The organism is Pseudomonas azerbaijanorientalis, assembly GCF_019139795.1.
Taxonomy (GTDB): Bacteria; Pseudomonadota; Gammaproteobacteria; order Pseudomonadales; family Pseudomonadaceae; genus Aquipseudomonas; species Aquipseudomonas laurylsulfatiphila.
In genome coordinates this window covers 3,553,320-3,574,075 of the sequence record NZ_CP077078.1, presented here as the reverse complement: position 1 = coordinate 3,574,075, position 20,756 = coordinate 3,553,320, and the positions used below count along the sequence as shown (strand labels likewise).

General features: G+C 61.0%; 15 protein-coding genes and 1 pseudogene. 2 read left to right on the top strand and 14 right to left on the bottom strand.

Features of this window, described 5'->3' with window-relative positions:
- Window positions 1-272: 272 nt before the first annotated feature.
- Window positions 273-1,175: a universal stress protein gene (locus KSS91_RS15830; RefSeq protein ID WP_015095326.1), complete on the top strand. Its 903-nt coding sequence runs from the start codon at window positions 273-275 to the stop codon at window positions 1,173-1,175.
- A gap of 104 nt (window positions 1,176-1,279) precedes the next feature.
- Here the strand turns inward: KSS91_RS15830 and KSS91_RS15825 are convergent, their stop codons facing one another.
- The 14 genes and pseudogenes from KSS91_RS15825 to KSS91_RS15765 form a co-directional block, all read right to left on the bottom strand.
- Window positions 1,280-3,640, bottom strand: a complete 2,361-nt coding sequence (locus KSS91_RS15825; RefSeq protein WP_217835339.1) for a tetratricopeptide repeat protein — start codon at window positions 3,638-3,640, stop codon at window positions 1,280-1,282.
- 198 nt (window positions 3,641-3,838) lie between these two features.
- The gene (locus KSS91_RS15820) at window positions 3,839-6,352 is read right to left on the bottom strand and encodes a fused MFS/spermidine synthase (protein ID WP_217835338.1); all 2,514 of its coding nucleotides are present in this window, start codon (window positions 6,350-6,352) and stop codon (window positions 3,839-3,841) included.
- 266 nt (window positions 6,353-6,618) lie between these two features.
- On the bottom strand, window positions 6,619-8,199 hold the full coding sequence (locus tag KSS91_RS15815) for an arylsulfatase (protein WP_217835337.1): 1,581 nt from the start codon (window positions 8,197-8,199) through the stop codon (window positions 6,619-6,621).
- Between the two features lie 70 nt (window positions 8,200-8,269).
- Window positions 8,270-9,298 carry an HAD family hydrolase gene (locus KSS91_RS15810; RefSeq protein ID WP_217835336.1) on the bottom strand — a complete coding sequence of 343 codons (1,029 nt, stop codon included), beginning with the start codon at window positions 9,296-9,298 and terminating at the stop codon, window positions 8,270-8,272.
- Window positions 9,295-10,716 carry a BatD family protein gene (locus KSS91_RS15805; RefSeq protein WP_217835335.1) on the bottom strand — a complete coding sequence of 474 codons (1,422 nt, stop codon included), beginning with the start codon at window positions 10,714-10,716 and terminating at the stop codon, window positions 9,295-9,297. Before KSS91_RS15805 ends, KSS91_RS15810 begins: the two co-directional genes overlap by 4 nt.
- The gene (locus KSS91_RS15800) at window positions 10,713-12,293 is read right to left on the bottom strand and encodes a VWA domain-containing protein (RefSeq protein WP_217835334.1); all 1,581 of its coding nucleotides are present in this window, start codon (window positions 12,291-12,293) and stop codon (window positions 10,713-10,715) included. The genes KSS91_RS15805 and KSS91_RS15800 overlap by 4 nt, the downstream gene beginning before the upstream one ends.
- A gap of 1 nt (window position 12,294) precedes the next feature.
- Window positions 12,295-13,287 (bottom strand): vWA domain-containing protein, encoded by a 993-nt coding sequence (locus KSS91_RS15795; protein WP_217835333.1) that lies wholly within the window; start codon window positions 13,285-13,287, stop codon window positions 12,295-12,297.
- A complete protein-coding gene (locus KSS91_RS15790) occupies window positions 13,274-13,867 on the bottom strand; it encodes a DUF4381 domain-containing protein (RefSeq protein ID WP_015095318.1) in 594 nt (197 codons plus the stop codon). The genes KSS91_RS15795 and KSS91_RS15790 overlap by 14 nt, the downstream gene beginning before the upstream one ends.
- Window positions 13,864-14,808, bottom strand: coding sequence for a DUF58 domain-containing protein (locus tag KSS91_RS15785; RefSeq protein ID WP_437179706.1), 945 nt, complete (start codon window positions 14,806-14,808; stop codon window positions 13,864-13,866). Before KSS91_RS15785 ends, KSS91_RS15790 begins: the two co-directional genes overlap by 4 nt.
- The gene (locus tag KSS91_RS15780) at window positions 14,808-15,788 is read right to left on the bottom strand and encodes an AAA family ATPase (protein WP_217835332.1); all 981 of its coding nucleotides are present in this window, start codon (window positions 15,786-15,788) and stop codon (window positions 14,808-14,810) included. Before KSS91_RS15780 ends, KSS91_RS15785 begins: the two co-directional genes overlap by 1 nt.
- Before the next feature lie 54 nt (window positions 15,789-15,842).
- Window positions 15,843-16,790: a SphA family protein gene (locus tag KSS91_RS15775; protein ID WP_217835331.1), complete on the bottom strand. Its 948-nt coding sequence runs from the start codon at window positions 16,788-16,790 to the stop codon at window positions 15,843-15,845.
- A gap of 225 nt (window positions 16,791-17,015) precedes the next feature.
- Entirely contained in the window at window positions 17,016-18,467 is a 1,452-nt protein-coding gene (locus tag KSS91_RS15770) for a DUF1254 domain-containing protein (RefSeq protein ID WP_217835330.1), read from the bottom strand.
- 10 nt (window positions 18,468-18,477) lie between these two features.
- A pseudogene (locus KSS91_RS28260) lies at window positions 18,478-18,744 on the bottom strand (hypothetical protein); the annotation flags it as partial.
- A gap of 393 nt (window positions 18,745-19,137) precedes the next feature.
- On the bottom strand, window positions 19,138-19,563 hold the full coding sequence (locus KSS91_RS15765; protein WP_015095313.1) for a YciI family protein: 426 nt from the start codon (window positions 19,561-19,563) through the stop codon (window positions 19,138-19,140).
- Window positions 19,564-19,985: 422 nt separating this feature from the next.
- On the opposite strand from KSS91_RS15765, the gene tpx reads away from it, so the two are divergent.
- Window positions 19,986-20,486, top strand: a complete 501-nt coding sequence (gene tpx / locus KSS91_RS15760; protein ID WP_015095312.1) for a thiol peroxidase — start codon at window positions 19,986-19,988, stop codon at window positions 20,484-20,486.
- The last annotated feature ends 270 nt before the right edge of the window (window positions 20,487-20,756 follow it).

Genomic DNA, 20,756 nt, shown 5'->3' with positions numbered 1-20,756 from the left:
TGAGGCTAGGCATCTCTTGGCCCGATCGAGGGCCATAACTTATCACCTATAGTTGCAGGATCGATTTTATGCAAATGAAGTATTTGTAAGAAAATGTGTTTAGGGCGTCGCCGCTTTTGAAAAAGTCGACTCGGTGAAGTGGGGGATTGATTGAATCCAGGCGTATATTGATAGTGTCGATCCAGACAGTTGAGGCGATAGTAAATCGTCGGTGGTGTGACAGGCCAGAGCGCTGGGGGAATTGGATATCCCGGAACGTTTGGAGGTGTTACATGAGCCAGTATCAACGACTCTTTCTGATAGCAGGTCCAGCCATGCGCCACACCCCGGCGTTGGAACGAGCTATCGCCATTGCCCAAGCCACTGGTGCAGCGCTGCACATCACGGTGTTTATCGAAGACTCCAACCTCTTGGGTTTGATGAGCGCAGGTGCGCGTTTTCGTGAGGCCTGTCAGCAAGAGAACGAAAAGTGGCTCAAGGATGAGGCCGAGCTAATTCGCGGGCACGGGGTCAAGGTGAGTACCGAAGTGCTTGTTACGCGAACCGCGCTGCAAGAAATACTTGTGCATGTGGCAGAAATGCAGCCGGATCTGGTTATCAAGGACGTGCAACACGAGTCGGCGCTCAAACGCGTTTTCATTACGCCTCTGGATTGGCACCTGTTGCGCGAATGTCCGGTGGCTGTGCATCTGGTCAGCGAAGTCAGGTGCCCACTTCCGCGAGTGGTAGTGGCGGCAGTCGATCCGTCTCAACCCGAGACTCAGATCACTGGCATCAACGACCGCATCATCCAGGCGGCGAACGGATTGTCGATGCAATGCAGCGCGGAGCTGCATCTGCTGTATGCCTACGATCTATCGCTGACACATATATCCGACGCAGGTGCTGGTGCAGTGACGATGCCGGGCTTCAGCAGCGATGTGCGCAAGTCACTGCAAAAGTCATTTATCGCACTGGCCGACCACTACGGCGTGCCCACTGAGCGACAACACTTCGTTGAAGGGCCACCTGGCAAAGCACTGGCCGACTTTGCAGCGCATCACCGGGCGGATGTGATCGTCATGGGAAATGCGCATCGCAAGGGACTGGGCAAATGGGTGGGCAGTACGACGGAGCATGTCCTGTATCAAGTGCCCTGCAACATTCTCGCCGTTGCGGGATCCGCGGATCAGTGAATGGATTGGCTGTTACACCGCAAAATGGCTCGCTCCTACGGAGATCACATTGATTTCCCAGGAGCGAGGCTTGCCCGCGAGAGGCCTTTGAGCCAGCCCCCCGATCATTTCAACGCCGGATCCCCCATGTTCATTTTCTTCCAGCCCTGCAACAGCACCTGGGCCTTGGGCTCCTGGCCGTTGGCCAGGTAATACTGGATCAGCGACAAGCGGGCATTACGGTTGGCCGGTTGCTCTTTCAACAGCCGTTCCAGTTCGGCGCAGGCCTCGTCAATCTTGCCGCTGTCATGCAGGGCCACTGCCAGTACGTAGCCGAATTGCCCACTCTGCGGTTCCAGCTTCGCGGCCTGGCGCAGGTACGGCATGGCTTGAGCCGCCTGGCCGGCACGAATCAGTGCCAGGCCCTGGGTGTATTGCAGCAGGCCCGAGTCAGGATGGTCCTTGAGGCTTTGCGCCAGCAGGGCATGACCTTCCTGGCTGCGACCGTTGGCCTCCAGCCACTGCACCAGGGTGACCAGCGCCGGGTAGAAGTCCGGATCGCGCTGCAGGGCCGTGCGCAGGAATCCTTCGACTTCTGCATTGCGACCGCTGGCCTGATACAGCATCGCCAGGTTGAGGTTCGCTTCGGCGCGTTCGAGCAAGTTTTTCTGCACCGCCTCGTATTCGGCGATGGCGGCATTCCAGCTGTCCTGGGCCGTGCCCAGGCCGTTGGCCGCGACACTGAGCAGGTCACGGGCGGCGGCGATGCGCACGGCTCTCACAGGGTCACTCAACAAGGGCGTGAGCAGTGGCGCACGTTCCGCTGGCGGCAGGAAGGCGCTGAGTGCGCGGATGGCGCTCTCACGGACTTGCGGCGCCGGGTTGTTGAGGTCCCTGGTGGCCAGTTTCAACGCTTGCTCGCTCGGATACTGCGCCAGTTCGCCAAGCAGCGTCGCGCGCTGGATCGCCGGCAAGTTGCTGCGTTGCAGTTGCTCGATCAAGGCCTGTGCGGCACCGGCCTGACCGTTGCGAATCAGCCACAGGCTTTCGTCGTAGCGAGGGGCTTGTACCGCGCTGGCGTTGGCAGTGTTCCACAGCTTGAACTGCTCGGTGATCTTGTCGCCGGCCTTGCCCTGGTGGCAGGTCAGGCAGGCATCAGGCGTACCGAGTTTCTTTGCCCGCTCAGGGTTGGGGATGCTGAAGCTGTGGTCATGCCGGTAGTCATTGCCCATGTAGAACTTGCCGGGCATATGACAATCCACGCACTGCGAACCCGGTTGGCCCGTGGTGTGGCGAGTGTGTTCGACGGAGTCGTAGTTTTTCGCTTGCAGGCCCTTGCCGTCGACGCCTTCCACGGTGGTTTTGCCGGCGGTGTTGTGGCATTGCAGGCAGACACCGTTGCCTGGCGCTTTCAATTGCGTGCTGTGCGGGTTGTGGCAGTTGCTGCAACGCACGCCCTTGTCGAACATTTTGCTCTGGGCAAAGGAGCCGTGTTCGAACACTTCGTCCTTGATCTTGCCGTCCAGCGCGTACAGCTCGCGGGTCAGGACGCTCGGCAGGTAGTCGTCCATCAGCCGCTTGCCGACCGTGTAGCCATCATCCAGAGGCGCGCGGCGCGAGTGGCAGCGGGCGCAGGTTTCGATTTCGACGGTGGCGTTCTTGTCCTTGAGGTCGACGGCAAAGCCGGCATGGATCAGATCGGTCTTCTTCGCCGTCCATTCCAGGTGACTGGATGCGGGGCCATGACAGGCCTGACAGCCGACACCCAGGCTGTTCCAATTGCTGTCGAAGGTGTTTTTTGCCGCATCGAAATTGCGCTTGAAGCCGGTGGTATGGCATTCGACGCACATGAAGTTGGCGTTCTGGCTCGGTTTGCTCCAGTGCAGCGGGTTCTTGAAGTTCACGCCCTGGCCCGGGTAGAGGTGAAACCAGCGGTGCTTTTCGGTATCCCAGGCAATCCCAAGGGCCTGCAACCGGCCTTCGCCGACTTCGATCAGGTACTGCTGCAAGGGGGCGATGCCAAAGGCATAGGCCACCTTGAAATCGGTACTCCTGCCATCGATGCCCGGCGTGTTGACCCAGTATTCGTCGCCTTTGCGCGAGAACACCGTGGTCTCCTTTTCGGCCTTGAAGGTGACGTTGTTGAAGTCGCCGAGCATCGTGTCCGCGTTGGCTTGCTGCATCGCCAACTGGTGGTGGGAGCCTTGCCAGTCCTTGACCTGCTCGCCGTGGCAACCCTGGCATTGCTGCTCGTCGACCATTTTTGCAGGCGCGATGGCGACGGGTTGCGGTTTGGCCGGTTGAACAGCAGGGGGGCTGACGGTGACCGGCTTGGGCGGCGTGGGTGTACTGCTCAGCAAAAACCAGCCAATACCCGCCACAGTCAGCAACAGGATGCCGATGGTGACGGGGAACAGATAACGGTTGATCAGGGTCGGTTGCGAATCAGGGTTTGGCTGTGCAGCTTTGTTTTTATTTTTCGGCATTACGACTTCCATGGTCCAGGTGCGATTGCCGTCAGGCGCGCGTTGAGGCTTGATGCAGCTTTGCCGGAGGGTCGGCGTCTGTCAAATGGCATTGTTTTGAGGCAGATGGCCTCTTCGCGAGCAGGCTCGCTCCCACAGGGGAACACATCCTCATGTGGGAGCGAGCCTGCTCGCGAAGGCGGCCGCCAAGGCGCAACATCACTCCCCGACAAACCACCGGTAATACGGATTCCCGGAGTCCCCACGCATCACCTCGCGCATCTCCCTGGCCCAACCCTCACGGTCACCCTCATAGGCATGCAGGCTCGCCCGGTAGAACTGCATCAGGCGTTGTTGCTGGGTGTTCATGCGCTCGATGAACCCGGTATCGGCGTTCAGCAGTGCGGGTGACTGATGCAGGCCGAGCAGGGCGGGCAGCACTCGGGTGATTTCCCTGGCCCGCACCCACGGCGCGTATTCGATGCGCGGCTGATCGTCCGTCACCGGTTGCGCTTGCCCAGCGAAGCGTTCCAGCCCCGCACGGTCAGTCACCCAGGTGGCGAGCAACGCCGCGGCCGAGCCGATGCCGATATCCTGCAAGGTGCTGCGGACGCTGTCCTGCTGGAAGCGTGCGTTGATCTTCGCCGCATCCAGTTCAATCGGCTCCATCGAACCCACCAGCAGCATCTCGTGGAACTCGCTGGTCCACAGGTTCGCGTAGGGGAATACGTCGAGGAAGCTGCGCACCAGTGAGCGCGAGTCGTCGATGTTCTGCGTCGGCAGCGGCAGCCATTGGGCGACCAGGCCCTGTTTTTGCAAACGGCTGGCGGCCAGTTGGTAGAAGTCCCTGGAATACAGGTTGACCACGCCGGCAGCGGAGGGCGGTGGCGGTTCAAGGGTGATCAGGTCGTAGCGCTGGGGATTGCGCAGCAGTTCCTGGCGACCGTCACGCAAGCGCACATTGACACCCGGATCGGCTGCGGCATTGAAATTGCCCTTGAACAAGGGGGCCGCCTTGACCACCGAGGGCAGCAGTTCGGCGACCACGCGATGTTCCAGGCCGGGGTAGCGGGTCAGGGCGCCGGCGGTGATGCCGGTGCCGAAGCCGATCACCAGCGCCGAACGCGGTTCACCGTTGTGGATCAGCAAGGGCAGCAGCGCCTGAATCCGCATGTAACGCAGGGACGGCATGGTGTCGCCGGTATTGGACACGCCCTGGATATACAAACGCTGGAACGCCCGTTCGCCCTTGCCCTGGGTGACCACGGCGACGGTCCCGCCACGGCCTTCTTCGTAGAACGTCAGCGTGCCATTGCGTGCGCCCGGCAGCAGGCTGGCCAGCTTGTTGACCGGCGTGAACACGGCCAGTGCCAGGGACACCAGGCCAATGGCAACCACCGCCTGACGCCGGCCTTTCTTCACGCCATGACCCTTGCGCACGGCGAGGTACGCGATTCCGGCGGCGATCATCGCCAGCAGGCCCAGGGTCCGTACCAGGCCCAGCATCGGGATCAGGACAAAGCCGCAGAGCATCACGCCGATGATCCCGCCAAGGGTATTGAACGCGACGACTTCGCCGACGTTGCGCCCCACCTGTGCGCCGCCGACGCTCAAGCGCAGGGCCAAGGGGAACGCCGCACCCAGCAACAGGGTCGGTACAAATACAATGCTCAAGGCAGCCACCGCAAACCGCGTGCTCATGCCCGCCAGTTCACTGCCGCCCCATGACAATACCCAGGATTCAGCCAGGGTCTGGGCGAGCACCAGCCAGCGTCCCAGCAACGCCACTTCCAGCAAGGCAATCGCCCCGGCTGCGGCAATCAGCAAACCGAACACCCCCCAGGGATCACGCAGGCGATCGACCCGACGGGCCAGCAGCATGCTGCCCAGGAACAACCCGGTAAGGTAGGTTGCCAGCACCACGGCAAAGGCGTAGGTACGGGTGCTCATGAACTGCACGATCGATTGCGACCACACCACTTCGTAGCCCAGCGCTACGCCACCGGCAATGGAGTACAGCCACAGGGCCAGGCGGTCGGGGGCTTTTTGAACGTGATGTTTCGCTACCGTATCAACGGGGGCCACGCGCCGGCGCTGGAACCACAGGGCCCCTGCGGCGGCCAGCAGGTTCAGCATGGCAGCGGCCAGCGCACTGCCGCGCACGCCGAGGGTGGCAACCAGCACGAACGCGGCGAGCAGGGTGCCGGCGATGGCCCCGGCGGTGTTCGCCGCATACAGTTGCCCGCCGGCCTTGCCCAGGTGTTGCGGGTCAGCGGCCAGGGAGCGAACCAGCACCGGCAAGGTGCCGCCCATCAGCAACGCGGGAATACCCACCAGCGCGAACGGCAGTACCCAGGCCAGCAAGCCCACGTGCGCTTCCAGCCAGGCAAACGGGCTGGCCGCCAGGCTCATGGCGAAGGTCGCAGCGACGCCCAGTACCGCCACCAGCACTTCCAGACCGGCGTAGAGCACAACCGGGTGCTGCATCCGGTCCGCCCAGCGGCCGAACAGCAAGCCGCCCAAGGCCAGCCCGGCAAAGAATGCGCTGATCCCGGTGGTGATGGCGTAGACCTCGACGCCCACGACCAATGACAGCTGTTTGATCCACAGCACCTGATACACCAGCGCCGCGGCACCGGAGACAAACAGCAGCAGGGCGGGGATCAACAGCGCCGGGGAGGCGACTTGTGGGGAAGGTATGGCCGACGACTTGCTGGCGACACGTGAGGTCATTGCAGATTGCCTTGTACTGGTACGTTAAAACAGTGACTGCTGGATCTGAGTCAGTCAGATAATTTCAAACCTTACAAAAACTATTGTGGCGAGGGGGCTTGCCCCCGTTCGGCTGCGAAGCAGTCGCAAACCAGGCGATTTGATTTGCCTGAAACAACGCATGGGGCTGCTTCGCAACCCAGCGGGGGCAAGCCCCCTCGCCACAGAATAGTGTTTGCCACAAAAAAGTCCGCTCGCCGGTGAGGGCGAGCGGCGGTCTGGCGGTCTTACTGTGCAGCTTTCATTTTTTCAGCGATCTTGGCATCTACCGCAGCGCGGATCTGGTCAATGCTGAAACTCGCCGGTTTCTGGCTTGGCGGGTATTCGATGAACGTTTGCAGGAACCCGGCCGCTTTTTGTACGGCTTGCGCGGCGAGGTAGACGTTTTTGGTCTGCCAATCGTAATACTGGTCGGAAACCACGTCGGCCCGTTCATACGGGTCCATCCTCAGGTTGAAGATTTTCGGCACGCGCAGGCATACGAACGGTTCGCTCCAGACTTTAAAACCACCGGGCTCGCGTTGTTCGCAGAACACCACTTTCCAGTTACCGAAGCGCATCGACACCAGCACGCCGTCGTCGTTGAAGTAGTAGAACTCCTTGCGCTCGCCTTTAGGTTGTTGGCCGGTCAGGTAGGGCAGTTGGTTGAAACCGTCCAGGTGCACTTTGAAGTTGTTGCCACCCGAAGTCGGTGCCCAACCCTTGAGCAGCTTTTCCTTCACGTCGGTTTCGCCCGCGGCTGCCAGCAAGGTCGGGAACCAGTCCATGCCCGAAAACATTTCGTTGGAGACTTCACCGGCCTTGATCTTGCCCGGCCAGCGAATGATCGCCGGCACGCGGTAGGCGCCTTCCCAGTTGGAGTTCTTCTCGTTACGGAACGGCGTGGTGGCCGCGTCCGGCCAGGAGAACTGGTTCGGGCCGTTGTCGGTGGTGTAGACGACGATGGTGTTGTCGGCGATTTTCAGGTCATCGAGGGTCTTCAGCAGTTTGCCGACGTCGCCGTCGTGTTCCAGCATGCCATCGGCGTATTCGTTGCCGGGCATGCCGCTCTGGCCCTTCATCGAATCGCGCACGTGGGTGAACAAATGCATGCGTGTGGTGTTCATCCAGACGAAGAACGGCTTGTCGGCCTTGGCCTGTTTCTCGATGAAGGATTGAGCGGCAGCCGTGGTTTCGTCGTCGATGGTTTCCATGCGCTTGGTGGTCAGCGCACCGGTGTCTTCGATCTTGCCGTCGGCGAAGCTGTGGATCACGCCACGGGGGGTATTGGCCTTGACGAACTCGGCATCGTCTTTTGGCCAGTACGGACGCTCAGGCTCTTCTTCGGCGTTGAGGTGGTACAGGTTGCCGAAGAACTCGTCGAAACCGTGGTTGGTCGGCAGGTATTCATCCTTGTCGCCCAGGTGGTTCTTACCGAACTGGCCGGTGGCGTAGCCTTGGGACTTGAGCGCCTGGGCGATGGTGATATCACGCTTTTGCAGGCCAACCGGTGCGCCCGGGATGCCGACTTTCGACAGGCCGGTACGCAAAGGCGTCTGGCCAGTGATGAACGAAGACCGGCCGGCGGTGCAGCTGTTCTCCGCGTAATAGTCGGTGAACATCATGCCTTCTTTGGCAATGCGGTCGATGTTCGGCGTCTTGTAGCCAACCACGCCCATGGAATAGGCGCTGATGTTGGTCTGGCCGATATCGTCGCCGAAGATCACCAGAATGTTGGGTTTATCAGCGGCTCCGGCTGTTGCCGAAATCGCCATCACCGAGGTTGCCACCAGGGCGAGTTTCGGTAGCCACTTACCTATGCGAGTCATCTGACTGGCTCCTTTTCACTGCGTCGCTGAATGCGACAAACGTTTATTGCGGTCCTGCGTAACGCTTTTTTTATTGCACTTGCTCGGGTGTGGCGGCGTCGTACGGATAGATCCGGCGCCATTCGGACGCCATGTCGACGACTGTCCAGCCACGCTTGTTCGCTTCGTCCAGGGCCTTGTCCAGGCGACCGATCTGCGACTGTCGGTCGTAAGCCCATTCACGCTTGGCGTCGGTGTGGTGCACCAGCCCCATGAATCGTTTGCCGGGACCGGCGGCGGTCCACTGGAGCATCTGCAGGTCACCGTCGGAATTGCCGAACGCGAGGATCGGACGACGACCGATTACCGCGTCGATGCTTTCCGGCTTGCCTGGGCCATCGTCGTTGTGGGCCAGTTTCGGCGTGCGCAGGATCGACGCCTCGCCGTCCTTGTACTGGAACTCGGTGACGAAGGTGGTGCCGATCACCTGCTCCGGTGGAACGCCATAGACCTTCTCGGCAAAGGCGCGCATGAACCCGGTATCGCCACCGGAGACGATGTAGGTCTTGAAGGCGTTGCCGCGCAGGTAGTCGAGCATCTCCAGCATCGGCTGGAAGACCATTTCGGTGTACGGCTTGCCGGTTTTCGGATGCCTGGCCTGACTCAGCCAGGTCTTGGCGTAGTCATCGAACGCTTCGCTGGTCATGCCGGTGTGGGTCGCCCCGAAGATCTTCATCATGCCTTCCATGCCGCTGGCGGCCAGTGCCTTGTGATCGTTTTCCAGCACGGCCTGGAATGGCTGGGTGGTTTTCCATTCCGGGTGCTGCGGCGCTGTGCGTTTGACTTCTTCGAGGGCGAACAGCAATTCGAAGTACATCGGCTGCTCGCTCCACAAGGTGCCGTCGTTATCGAACACGGCAATGCGGTCTTCGGGTTTGACGAAGTCCTTGCTGTTTTGATCGGTCACCGCCTGCACGAACTCGATGATCTGCTTTTTCGACGGTCCATCGTTCCACGAGGGCAGCGGTTCGGCTGCCTGGACCAGCAGCGGCAGGCTCAAGACCAGGGTCAGCAGAAAGCTGAATACGCGATGATGGTGTAACGATATCGAATTCGTCATGGGAAACCCTTCTTGTGAACGGGGTTGAGCGGATGAAGAGCAGAAGAGACTGATTCTCTGTTGCACTCGGCCTGACTATGCAGCGTAGACAAGGATTCCCTGATTTGGCGCAGAGCCTGCTCTTTGTCCGTTTCGCGGCCGTAACAGGCCCGCAGGAAGCTTTGCAGGCGCGGGCCGAGACCGGTCAGTTTCAGGCCCCGGCGGCTGCGTCGGGTCCACAGGTACAGGGCGCTCAATTGCGTCGGTTTGCTCTCCAGTTGTGCCGGAATCTGCTTCCACGCGTAGTCGGCGGACTCGAGCCAGGCGGCGTGTCGGGCGCGGCGGCGGGCTTGCCACTTGAGGTATGCGCGGTGTACGAGCGGGCGACTGAACCAGCCCAGTGCCACCAACGCCAGGGCCAATAGTCCGAACCAGTGCCCGGAAAGATGCAGGCGATTGTGCTGGCCGAGTTTTTTCAGGTCTTCGGTGATTGAAAATACCGGCTTGTAGGCGCTGTTGGCCGCGGCGTCGAAGGTCACGCCAGGCACCGTGGCCGTGCGGGTTTGCTGGCTGCTGGCATCCCACCATTTCAGTTCGACGGATGGCAGGCTGTAGTGGCCTTCGGTGTCGATTCGATACGTCACGCTGTCGATGCGCTGGCCGCCATTGAAGTGGCCGCGACCGTCATCCAGATTGCGGATTTGCGCTGCTTTCGGGTAGCGACTCAGGCCCCTGATGGCCTCCAGCGTCGGTGTCGGCAATGACATGCCCAGGGCACCGTCGGCCTGTAGCGTCAGTTCCCGGGTGATGCTGTCGCCGACCTTCAGCGGCGTGGCCGAATGGATGATCTTTTGGGTAAGCCGTAGCCCTTGCGCCACCAGCACCGCCTCCCCGGGCTGGAATCCCGGCGGCTGTGCGGCGTTGAAGTGCAGTGGCTGACTGTGGGCGCTGAGTGCGTGGCTGGCCTGGCCCGGTGTGGCTTGTACGGTCAGCGCCGGAATGTCGAAGCCCTGGGCCAGGTTCGGGGTGATCAGGTAGCTGTAGCGCATGCCGCTGAAGGATTGGCCGTCGATCGTCTGGTTGATGTGCTCGGCATGGCCGTCCGGTGGCATCACCAGTGCGCCGGGCAGTTTCAGGTCGGGCAGGGTGGGGGCGCTGGTGAACCAGGTGTCGGTGAAGACATGGAGTTGCAGTTCGACCAGGCTGCCGACCATGACGGGGGTGGTGGGTTGCAGGGTGGCGCTGACCCGCAGCTGGGGTTCGGCGGCGAGGGTGCCAGTGCTGATCAGGCAAAGGAGCAAGGTGCCGAGTTTTGTGGTGAGCGTTCTGGCCCATTCGCGGGCAAGCCCGCTCCCACAGGGGATCGGTGGCGCACACAAATCCAGTGTGGGAGCGGGCTTGCTCGCGAAGGCCGTGACTCGGACTTTCAGGCTGATCATGGCTTGGCCCCCGCCTGATCCTGCAGGCTGAATTTCTGCTTGAGAAACTTCGCCGGCGATGTGGTGAGGTTCTGCAACCATTGCTCATCCGAGGCGGCCTGCTGGGTCTGCACCTGTTTGCTCTGACCCTTGCCCGGCGCCTTGTCCATCTTGATTTCGTCGGGTTTGACCTCTGGCGTGTTTTTCTCGGCGCTTTCGGTGTCTTTCTGCAAGGCGATGGCCAGCGCCAGGTTGGCTGTGGCTTCGGGGAACTGCGGTTGCAACTTCAGCGCCTGGTTATAGGCGGCGATGGCCTGATCGAACTTGAACCGGCGCACGTAGATATTGCCCAGGTAGAAATACGCCTGCGGTGTATCGAGCCGCGCGAAACTGGCCAGTGCCAGGTCGAAATCGGCCGCGTTGTAGGCGGCCACGCCTTTCCAGTACGGATCGACGAACAGCGCCGCCGCCTGAGGGTAGTGCTGGTGTTCGAAGGCCCAGCGGCCTTGCTGGTCGCGGGTGAAAAAGGCATCGGTCAGCGCGTTGGCCTGTGCCAGCCCCGGTAGCAGGCCCAGGCCCACCGCCAGCAGCAGTCCAGCCATCCAGTTCACGCTCCAGCCCCTGCGTACGCTGAAGAAAGCGAACAGCAACAGCGGCCAGCACAACCAGTAACCGGCGTCTTTCCAGTGCAATTCACGCTGTTCGTCGCTGGCTGACTGGTAGTGCTGCTCGGCGTGCAGTTCGATCCAGTCCAGATCGTCATCGTTGAGTGTCAGGCTGCCCAGCGGGGCATCCAGCGTTGAAGCAAGCTGCTTGAGGGCGTCCTGGTCGAAACTGCCGAGTTGCGGGCGACCATTGCTGTCGATGCGCGGCTGGCCGCTGGCATCGCGGATGATCCCGCCGTCGGTGCTGCCGGCCGCCAGAATCAGCACTTGCAACGCACTGCCAGCCAGTCGTTTGTCCAGCCCGGCCAGTGCCGTGGTGTCGGCGCCATCGGTGATCAGCAGCAGGGTGCCGGGTGTTTTCTCGGCGGTGAGCAGGCGCTTGGCCTGATTGATAACGGCACCGACATCTTTCCCCGGTTTGTTGATCAGGTCGGTGCTCAGGGCCTGAATGAAGGTGTCGAGCAGGGCCGGGTCATCGGTGGCAGGCAACACCAGATGCGCACTGCCGGCATAGGCAATCAAGGCGTTGCGCGAGCCGGCGCGGCGCTGGACCAGGTCGTGGAGTTTGTGCTTGACCGCTTCCAGGCGACTGGGTGGGACATCGCTGGCGTCCATGGACGGCGACAGGTCGACGGCGATGATCAGCGGCGCGCGGTTTTCCAGAAAATCCGGGCGATCCTGTTCCCAGGTCGGCCCGGCGGCGGCGAGGGCGCCCAGTACCAACAGCGCACACAGCAGATGCACGGGGCGCAGGCGGTGCCGGTCTTGCGGGGTGATGAGCAGGTGCGGCAGCAGGTGCGCAGCGATGTTGCTGCGCAAGCGCCGTTGCAGATCCTGGCTATGTCGCCACAGCACTGGCAGCAGTGCGCCGAACACGGCGAGCAACAGCCACACAGGGCGCAGGAAATGGAAGTCGCTGAGGTTGATGTCCACCTCAGGCCTCCTGCCGTTGACGGGCTTGCATCAGCCGTGGAAGCAGCAGGGCGCCCAGGTGATACATCGCAAGTAAAGCAAGGGCTGCGCCTAGCGGCCACCAGAACAGATCGAGTTTGGGTTGGTGGCTGAGGGTTTTCACCTGATGCGGGGTGAGCTTGTCGAGGGTGCTGTAGACCTGATCCAGGGCGTTGCGATCTTCGGCGCGGAAGAAGCGTCCGCCCGTGGTTTGGGCAATGTCCTTCAGGCCTTGCAGGTTGACCTTGGCTTCGCCTTCGGCGTTCGGGTCGCCGATGCCGATGGTGTGAATCACCACCCCTTTGGCGGCAGCCATGGCGGCCGCGTGATCCGGGGTGATGGCGCTGCTGGTGTCGTTGCCGTCGGTGAGCAGGATCAGCACTTTTTCCTGCTCGTGGGCCTGCTCCAGCAGTTTCAGGCTCAGGCCGATGGCGTCGCCGATGGCCGTGTTGGGGCCGGCCATGCCGATGCCGGTGTCGTCCAGCAGCAGTGACAGGCTGGCGTGATCGAGGGTCAAGGGTGCCTGCGGATAGGCGCCGGTGCCGAACACGATCAGTCCGATTCGATCGTCCTTGCGCTTGTCGATGAACCCGTGCACCACGTCCTTGACCGCGGCCAGGCGATTGATTTTCTGACCGTTGGCGTCGGTGAAGTCGGTGGTTTCCATCGACTGGGAAATGTCGATGGCCAGCATCAGGTCACGCACCGGCTGCTGGCGCTCGATGGGCTTTTCCACCCACACCGGCCGGCTCGCCGCCACCAGCAACAGTGTCCAGACCAGCAGGTTCAGGAGCAACTGCCAGCGGTTGCTGCGGGTACCGGCCTGGCTGGGTGCCTGGCCGACAGCGCGGCTCATGGCGCCGAAAAACGGTACGCGAACGGCACTCCGGGCTTCGCGGTAATCGGGCAGGTAGCGATAACCCAACCATGGCAATGGCAGCAGGATCAGCAACCATGGGTAATCAAGCTGCCACATGATGACGCTCCACCCAGGTTTTGCAGGTGCTGAACAACAGTTGGCGCTGCTCGTTGGGCATGGCCCTCAATGTTGCGTCAGGCGCGTAGGCCAGCAGCGACAGTTGTTGGCTGAAGTCGGCGGGTAAGGGTTGTGAAATGTGCCGCTGCAGGAATGCCTGCCAATCCTTGTTTCCTAACGCCGCAGGACCCTGTGGGAGCGGGCTTGCCCGCGATGAGGCCATGACATTCAAAATTGATGTCGACTGACAGGACGCCTTCGCGGGCAAGCCCGCTCCCACAGGGAATGCATTCCAGTTAGAGGACGGCATGGAGAGGGCCACGCGTTTGAGCAACTCCGGAAGTTCGCGCAACGCATTCAGGTCATTGCTGCGCTGCTGCAACTCCGCCAGCCGTGCCAGTGCCTCGCGCCGATAGCGGTCGCGCCGCCATTGCCAGTAACGTCGGGCACTGACCAGCAGCAGGCTGAGCACCAATAATGTCAGCAACGCCCACCAACCCCACGTCTGCGGCGCATAGCTGACCGGTGCCGGCAGGGCCATTTCCTTGAGTTGGTCGATGCTCGGGACAGCGGGGTTCATCGGCGCCCCCGGACGAGCTTGCCCAGTTCGGCGCGCAGTTGTTCGTGGGCTTCGGTGGCGGTGCTGAACATCATCAACGGCACCTGGCTGCGGCGCAGCAAGGTCGCGACGTCCTTGAGCCGACCGCTGAGAAAGTCCCCCAATGGCTGATGCACCTGTTGCCGATCCACCGCCAATTCCACCTGCAATTGCCCCTGCGTGATCAGCACGCGACCGTTTTTCGGCAGGTTCAACGCCAGCGGGTCATAGACCTGCATGGCGATCACATCGTTATGGGCTGCCAGTTGCCGCATGAGCTGCAAGGTGCGTTCGCCAGCCCCGGCAAAATCACTGACGATGCAGATCAGGTGATCGTGACCGGCCACGGCCAGGCAATGCTGCAGGACCTTGTCGAGCTGGTCTTCGCCCTCTGCATCCGGGTTGCCCGCATTGAGTGCCTGGTTCTGCCGGGCAATGCGGCTGCACAGCGCCTCGACGCGTTTACGGCTGCGCAGCGGGGCGATGCTGTCGATGCGTTGATCGTTGAATACCAGTCCACCGACGCGGTCGCCGGCGTTGAACACCATCCACGCGGCCAGGGCGCCGAGTTCGGCGGCGACCGCGGATTTGAAGCTGCGTTGCGAACCGAAGAACATCGACATGCGCTGGTCGACGAGGATCAGCGCCGGGCGGTCGCGCTCTTCGGTGAATGTCCGTACCACCGGTTTGCCGGTGCGCAGGGAGGCGCGCCAGTCGAGATGACGCAAATCGTCCCCCGGCTGATAACGGCGCAGCTCATCGAAGTTCAGGCCGCGGCCACGCAAGCGTGACGCGTGATTACCCGCGAGGATGCTGCCTTGAGGTTGGCGAGCGACAAAACTCAGGTCACGGGCCTTGAACTCCAGGGCCATCAACTGCGCCAGAGAGACATACACCAGGCCGTCGACGCTGTTCATGGACATCAGGCCGCAATCGCCACTTTATCGAGCAGACGGTCGAGCACCTGGTCGGCGCTCACGCCATCGGCTACCGCGTCGTAGCTCAGTTGCAGGCGATGGCGCAGCACCGGGTGCACCACGGCGCGGACGTTGTCCGGAGAAACGAAATCCTGGCCCTGCAACCAGGCGTCGGCCCGGGCACACCGGTCCAGGCCGATGCCGCCGCGAGGGCTGGCGCCGATGCTGATCCAGCGCCCAAGGTCGGCGTCGTAGTCGGCCGGATGGCGCGTGGCATTGATCAAGTCGATCAGGTAACGGTCGATCGCCGGGGACACGTGCACCGCACTGACTTCCCGGCGCGCGGCAAAGATCACGTCCTGGGCCAGGGCAAAACCCTGCACCGCAGCCGTTTTGGCGCCGAGTGCCTGCTCTTCTTCGCGCAACAGGCGCAGGACCTGGCTTTCGTTTTCCGCGCTCGGGTAATCGAGCAGCACTTTCATCAGGAAGCGGTCCATCTGCGCTTCCGGCAGCGGGTACGTGCCTTCCTGTTCGATCGGGTTCTGGGTCGCCACCACGATGAACAGTTCCGGCAGGGCATGGCTGTTGCCGGCCACGGTGATCTGGCGCTCTTCCATGGCTTCGAGCAACGCGGCCTGGACCTTGGCCGGCGCACGGTTGATTTCGTCGGCCAGGATCAGGTTGCCGAACAGCGGGCCGGGCTGGAAGCGGATTTCGTTCTTGCCTTCGACCTGATGCAGCACCTCGGCGCCGGTGATGTCCGACGGCAGCAAATCCGGGGTGAACTGGATGCGGCTCATCTTCGCGTCCAGGTGTTTGGCCAGCGCTTTCACCGTGCGGGTCTTGGCCAGTCCGGGCAGGCTTTCGAGCAGCAGATGCCCATTGGCCAGCAGGCCGACGAGGATTTGCCGGATCACCTGGTCCTGACCGAGTACCGCTTCGGCGATGCTGGCTTGCAGGGCATTGAGGTCGTTGAGTGCGGTCATGAAAGGCTCCTGCAGAAGGTCGAACGGGTACTGATGGCCATCCCTGGTTACCTCTTAAAAAAATGCCAGGGTCAGGTTGACGCTGATGCCATTGCCTTCGGGCCGGTTCTTGGTGTCGAACTCCGGGACCCAACGGGCACTGATGTTGGCCTGGGCGTCGGCGAACTTGCCGCTCCAGCCTACCGTGGGGCCAGCACCCACCGAGCGCCCGCGAAAGCCGCTGGTTGCGCCGGATCCGGAGTCATCGGTGACCTGCTGGATATAGCCGGCCACCAAACCGGCGTTCCAGCCGTTGCCGAAACCGTGGGTCCACAGGGCGTCGAGGGTGAAAATGTTGCCGTTGCGATAATCCGTGGCGTCGTTCTCGGTGTAGAACTCCAGGCCACTCGACAACGTGAACTCGCCGCCCTTGCCAATCAGGTGAGTGAACGCCACGGTCGGCATGAAGGTGTAAGTGTTCTGGCCGGGGTTGGCCAGGCGATCGTCGTTGTAGGCACCGGTCGGCACGTAGATCGGCAGCGAGAACGCGATGTGGTTGAGTTCGTCGAAGTGATAGCCGGCGGCAATCGGCGTCACCAGCATGTCGGCGAATTGGGTGCCGCTGTCCTCGGTGCCCAGGGTCCTGCCGCGAGGGCCGCTGATACTGGCGGTAACGTCGGTGTACTGCACCGGTACACCGATGGCCGAGGCGTAGTTCCAGCGACCCTTGCCCGTGTCCCAGACGCGAGTGAAGTTGGCCATGGTGTAAGACACTTTCATGTCCAGCCCGGTACTCAGGGCGCCCACGATCGGCACCTGGGCGTTGCCCTTGAGATCACCGTCGTACCAGATGCTGGTCAGGGACATGACCCAACCCGGCTCCGGAGGCACGATCCCGGCATCGGAAAACACTAGTTGCCCGGTGATCGGGCGACCGACACCCCCTTCGGCCGCCAGGCTCAATGGACTGACGCTGACCATGCACAGCGCCAACAAGGGGCGCACTACGTAAGGCCTGATCATGAACGACTCCGCTTATTGTTGTGTGGTTGCTGGCGTCAGCAGCGGCAGTTTCCACTGGCCGTTGTTGACTTCCGGTTTGGGCAGGTACAGGCGCCTTGTCAAAATGCAAGGTGTAGTCGGTTTTCGACGCATCGACCGGGTTTCCGGCCCAGGCGTTGGTGCTCGGAGCCAATGCAAGGTCGCTGAATACGATGCGGTAGTTCATGGTGCTTCCTGTCTCGGCCTTCATTGCACAGCCGTGATGTCGTCGAGCTTCCAGCTCTTGTCGAAATACGCCTCGGTCGGGGCGTACAGGCGGAAGTAGCTGAACCAGTGCTTGCCCGGCAGGGTTTGCACCCAGTTGTCTTCAAAGCCTTGCGGTGCCGTCGGGCCGAAGTACAGGTCCACCGAGCCGTCGGGGTTTTTCTTCAGATTCTGCCGGGACGACAGGTCGGCCTTGCGCTGGGGGTTGTCGATCAGGCAACGGCTGTCGATGTCATACACGGTCATCGACCAGAACTGCTTGGCCGGTGGGTTGGCGTCGACGTGCAGGCGATAATGCTTGCTGCCGTCGAGCCAGTTACCCTGGTTGTCGGTGTAGGCGCCAAGGTAGGTCTGGCCCAGCCCCGGGGTTTTCGAGACCATGCCTTTGGTGTTCGTCACCGCCTCGTAGAACCAGGCACTGCGCTCCCACAGCTGGTCGTAATAGGCGACACGCTGGGACGGCTCGGCGATGTTCAGCACTGTGTCCCATTGGCGATCCGGCCAGTACTGGGCATCGGGGAAACGCTTGGCGAAGGTGTTGGCCTTGGCGATCAGTTCGCCGACCTGCGCACCCTGTTCCAGGGCCGCGCGTTGCTTGTCGTCGGGATTGAACGGTTTGTCCTTCTCGATGCCCAGGCTGGCCAGCATGGCCATGTAGAAACGGTCACGTTCGTTGACCGGTTCCTTCTGAATGATCTGGTGCAAGCGCTCCCAATACGCCAGGCCTCGTGGCTGGGTACCGGACCAGGCTTTGCCGCCGGGGGACAGCAACCTGGTCCTGGACGGTTCTGCACGCCTGGCATACGGGTACATCCTGAATTGCTCGACCAGCGCCTTGCCCTTGGCCGGGTCCGGATCGAGTACACGGAAACCGACCAACACGTTCATGGTTTCCGATTTGGCCAGGTAATATTTGCCGGCATCGACCGGTGGCTCGGCACCCGGTGGCAGCACCAGGTATTTGCCTCCCTTGCCTTTGTCCGGGCCTGTCTGGCCCATGTCGATGATCGCCCGCTGCCAGAAATCGCCCACGCCGCCAGCAGTCGGGCCGGGTGGCAACTCAATCACCAGTGGCCCGGTTTCATTGAGGTCGACAAAACCAAGGATGTACGGCGTGGTGGCATTGGCCGTGATCACCCCGAGCTTGTCTTCGTAGCTGTTGAGTACCATCAGGTCGCCGCTGTGGGCACCCAGTTTGTCGCGAAACTCTTCCTGCCATTGGGCGTAGGACACCAGCGGCAACGCCCACAGATAACTCTGGGTGGCCTGCTGGAAATCCAGTTCGGCGTAGAGCCTGGCGATCGACTCGTGGGCCGGCAGTTCGCCTTGCATGGCAATTTTGCCGATACGCGTATCGAGATCCTGGGCACCCACGCCGCAGCTGACGAACATTGTCATCAGGCTGAAGCCGGCTGCGCGAAGGGCAACGTTCATAAGAAGGTCCTTATTTACTGAAGGTGGCATTGATCCCGGCGAACAGTGTGAGTTGCGGTAAGCCATCGCCTTTTCGGTCAACGGTCCACTGTGGCTCGATAAAGGCATTGAGGATATTGGACCCGGACTTCCAGGCTTTGCCGCCACCCAAACCGAGTGGGATGTAATGAGTGTTGTTCTTCAGGTCGAAAGTCCAGGTGCCGGTCGAGCACAGGTACCAGCCTTTTTCCAGGTTGTGGAAGATGAGCGGTTGGAAGGTGGCGGACTCGACTGGAGGGTGAGTAGCCGGTTGGCCGTCTCGGCGTGAACACGAAAAACAGGCGCCAGTGAAGTCACCCAGACGAAGGCGTACTTCCCCAATTGCTTTGACATCATTCCCCCCGCTTCCCTGGTGGCTGACTGATCGGGCGTGCGGCCCCTTAAGTTCAGCCGCAACTTCGTAATCCCTTTCCGATCAAGCCTGTAGGACTTATCGGATGAAGTTAGCAGTTAACCACGGGTTAGCCAGCCATATGGATTAATTCTTTCGTTTTGTGTGTGGATTCTCGTTATTTTCGTGTACTAAAAAGTTAAAACGGGTCAAGGACTTGCCCAAGCAAGTTAAGTGGCTATCTAGTTAATGTGGGAGCAAGCGCGCTCCCACAGCAAGCTGAGGAGAAGTTCGAATCAGTCAGTTCTTCTTCGCCTGCTCCCAAACCCGCTCTTCCTGCTCGCGCAGTTCCGGAGTGAACTCGGCGCCAAAGTCTTCGGCCTCAAAAACCTGGCGTATCTCGATCTCGGCCTCGGTGCCCGGCATCGGGTTGGGGCAGCGCTTGACCCATTCGATGGCTTCTTCTCTGGACTTCACTTTCCACAACCAGAAACCGGCAATCAGTTCCTTGGTTTCGATGAAGGGGCCGTCGATCACCGTGCGTTTTTCACCTGAAAACTTTATGCGAGCGCCTTTGCTGCTCGGGTGCAGGCCTTCGCCCGCGAGCATGATGCCGGCCTTGACCAGTTCTTCGTTGTAGTTGCCCATGGCGGTCAGCAGTTCCTGGCTGGGCATGACGCCGGCTTCGGAATCCTGGCTGGCCTTGATGATGATCATGAATCGCATGGTGTCGTCTCCGTTGCAGTTGAGTGATTCGATTTATAGTCGAACGACGATGGAGCAATTCGACAGAGTGCTATCAAAAGTTTTAGTCGAAGACGTGTCGCGTACCTTTCGTCATGAACATCGGGAAGCGGCGGGTGAGGGCGTACTCTGTACTTTTGCCGACTTGATCGGCTAACAAACGAACCCTGTGGGCGCGAGCCTGCTCGCGATGACGTCAGATCAGTCGCCAGCGATGTTGCATGACATTGCGCTTTCGTCGGATCGCCGCCCGGAGCAAGCCCGCACTCGGGGTTATGAGTTGTATCCAGTTTTGTGCGCTGATACATGACAATTTATGTTTGACCGTAGGTCGCAGGACAATTTCGTGGTTAACTTCGGCCTCGTCAAAATTCTCCACCACAACGTTCAGAAGGACTCCGTTCATGGCTCAAGTCACTCTTAAAGGCAACCCGGTTCAAGTCAACGGCCAACTGCCACAAGCCGGTTCCAAGGCGCCAGCCTTTTCCCTGGTTGCCGGCAATCTGTCCGACGTCACCCTCAAAGACTTTGCAGGCAAGCGCAAAGTGCTGAACATCTTCCCAAGCGTTGACACCCCGACCTGCGCCACTTCCGTGCGCAAGTTCAACGCCCAGGCCAGCGACGTGGCCAACACTGTTGTGCTGTGCATCTCCGCTGACCTGCCGTTCGCCCAGGCCCGCTTCTGCGGCGCCGAAGGCCTGGAAAACGTACAGAACCTGTCGACCCTGCGCGGTGCAGAGTTCATCCAGAACTACGGCGTGGCCATCGCCGACGGCCCGCTCAAGGGCCTGACCGCTCGCGCCGTCGTGGTTCTGGACGAGAACGACAACGTGTTGCACAGCGAACTGGTTGGCGAAATCGCTGACGAGCCGAACTACGACGCGGCACTTGCTGTTCTGAAGTAAGTACGCCGTTGCAATTGTTAACACCCCCGCTGTCAAAAATGCTGTTGTAGGAGCGAGCTTGCTCGCGATGGACTCAAGAACGCTGCGTTTCGTCAGTAGACATGCGTTATCGTTAACGACCATCGCGAGCAGGCTCGCTCCTACGCTGATCGGCATTACCCTTTGTCCAGGCCGTTTTCATTTGTGTTTCAGTGTCTTGGATAAAACTCCTGTTACGTAAGCTGAAAGTAAATTGCCGGTAAAGGCGCTTTGCTTAATACCCGCCAGTGC

Coding starts and splice junctions, on each gene's coding strand:
- KSS91_RS15830 (WP_015095326.1), top strand. CDS start 273: ATGAGCCAGTATCAACGACTCTTTCTGATAGCAGGTCCAGCCATGCGC.
- KSS91_RS15825 (WP_217835339.1), bottom strand. CDS start 3,640: ATGCCGAAAAATAAAAACAAAGCTGCACAGCCAAACCCTGATTCGCAA.
- KSS91_RS15820 (WP_217835338.1), bottom strand. CDS start 6,352: ATGACCTCACGTGTCGCCAGCAAGTCGTCGGCCATACCTTCCCCACAA.
- KSS91_RS15815 (WP_217835337.1), bottom strand. CDS start 8,199: ATGACTCGCATAGGTAAGTGGCTACCGAAACTCGCCCTGGTGGCAACC.
- KSS91_RS15810 (WP_217835336.1), bottom strand. CDS start 9,298: ATGACGAATTCGATATCGTTACACCATCATCGCGTATTCAGCTTTCTG.
- KSS91_RS15805 (WP_217835335.1), bottom strand. CDS start 10,716: ATGATCAGCCTGAAAGTCCGAGTCACGGCCTTCGCGAGCAAGCCCGCT.
- KSS91_RS15795 (WP_217835333.1), bottom strand. CDS start 13,287: ATGTGGCAGCTTGATTACCCATGGTTGCTGATCCTGCTGCCATTGCCA.
- KSS91_RS15790 (WP_015095318.1), bottom strand. CDS start 13,867: ATGAACCCCGCTGTCCCGAGCATCGACCAACTCAAGGAAATGGCCCTG.
- KSS91_RS15785 (WP_437179706.1), bottom strand. CDS start 14,808: ATGTCCATGAACAGCGTCGACGGCCTGGTGTATGTCTCTCTGGCGCAG.
- KSS91_RS15780 (WP_217835332.1), bottom strand. CDS start 15,788: ATGACCGCACTCAACGACCTCAATGCCCTGCAAGCCAGCATCGCCGAA.
- KSS91_RS15775 (WP_217835331.1), bottom strand. CDS start 16,790: ATGATCAGGCCTTACGTAGTGCGCCCCTTGTTGGCGCTGTGCATGGTC.
- KSS91_RS15770 (WP_217835330.1), bottom strand. CDS start 18,467: ATGAACGTTGCCCTTCGCGCAGCCGGCTTCAGCCTGATGACAATGTTC.
- KSS91_RS15765 (WP_015095313.1), bottom strand. CDS start 19,563: ATGCGATTCATGATCATCATCAAGGCCAGCCAGGATTCCGAAGCCGGC.
- tpx (WP_015095312.1), top strand. CDS start 19,986: ATGGCTCAAGTCACTCTTAAAGGCAACCCGGTTCAAGTCAACGGCCAA.